A 1,451-nucleotide genomic window follows, 5' to 3' on the forward strand; every position below is an offset into this window, starting at 1 on the left:
CTGTCCGATTCACACATCGCGGAGCGCCAGACTGGTACCAAATTTGATGCGCTGGAAGGCTTCGAGCCCCAGGCGCATCGTTTTCGGCCCGGGCTTGCCATAGTAGCCGTCCCATCCGCCCAGACGGGCAATGACCCAAGCGGCGAAGGCCAGTGAACCTTTAGGGTGCGCGTTCTTTTGCCGCTCGGTCTTGCCTTCCAGTTTGGCCGAGACGGCTTCGAGGATGGGTTGATCGGCAGGCTCGAAGGCCTCAAGCAGGTTTTGGCCGGTGGTGCCGTCGCGAGCCTTGACCAGTTGCATCACCGATACAGCCGCTACGGCCACAACAGCGGCGAACCTGATCATGGCCTCAGGATCACTGATGTCGGCGGCCTCGATATCGAAGCCTCCGGTCTTCTGCGTGTGGAAGTACTCCTCGACGACCCAGCGCATCCGATAGAGATCAACGGTTCTGCGCGCGTCGGCGATGTTGGTGACCGGATGGGTCGTCAGCAGTCGCCAGTGGATCGGCTTGCCACCCTCCGGCGTCGATGTCTCGCGCACATCGACCACGGCCAATGTGACCGTGTCGGGCAGATCGGCAGTTCCATGCAGCGGCTTGCGCAGGGTCACACGCGAGAAGCGGATTGCCAGTTCGCTGCTGCGCGCCTTGCGTCCCGGAGCCGCAGGAATGTTCACTTTGAGCCGACCTGCTTCGGGCAGACTATCGATGTGCGAGAACAGCAGATCAATCTGCTCCTCCTCGATCCGCCGGTTCTGGCAGGCCCGCACGATCAAATGCGTAGTCTGCGGACGGAACGCGAAGTGCGCGTAGATGTCGCTTTCCCGGTCCGATACCACCGTGATGCTCGCAGCCTCCGCCAGCACCTCTGCGGCGCGCCTCGTGCTATCGAGCCAACGTTGCGATTCCTTCTGTTTCGTCGTTCGCGCCCGTCGATGCTTGGCCTTGCCGCCCGTGCGGTTCCACACCTTCGCATCGACGAGGCCGATCACTCCACCGTTGCTGGCATCGACCGCCAGGGCGGCATGCAGCAACAGGCCCCGCAGCGCTCCGCCTTTCCCGATCGGCCCGTAGCCGTTCGCTTTCGCACGCCGCCCTCCCAGCGAAAGCTCGCTGGTATCCTGGACCACGACGACATCACGTCCCCTCGCCCGCGCCGCTGTGCGTTCCGCCGCATACGCGGCTATCTCTTCTGCCGTCACCGCGTCGTTGCGAAGAAAGCGCGTGAACTGAATCTCACGCGCGCGGCTGCATTGCGCCAGTTGACGGATGCACGAGCCTGGCCGCGCAACCAGCGCCGCATGCAAATGCGCCCCCCTTTTTCCAGCCGCGCATCGCCAAACCGACCCAGCCCGTAGTCCATCCCAGACATCGCTCACTCCCGCGAATCATCGTTCAACTCACGGAATCAGCGATCAAATTCCTTCGCAAGATGTGCGAATATGACAGC

The 1,451-nt window shown here is 62.8% G+C and carries 1 protein-coding gene; it reads right to left on the reverse strand.

All coding sequences use genetic code 11. The features are described 5' to 3' along the window. Positions 1 to 9: 9 nt before the first annotated feature. A complete protein-coding gene (locus tag OZ411_RS42820) occupies positions 10 to 1,308 on the reverse strand; it encodes an IS4 family transposase (protein WP_282532780.1) in 1,299 nt (432 codons plus the stop codon). Positions 1,309 to 1,451: the final 143 nt, after the last annotated feature.

This window comes from Bradyrhizobium sp. Arg237L, from assembly GCF_029990105.1.
Classification (GTDB): domain Bacteria; phylum Pseudomonadota; class Alphaproteobacteria; order Rhizobiales; family Xanthobacteraceae; genus Bradyrhizobium.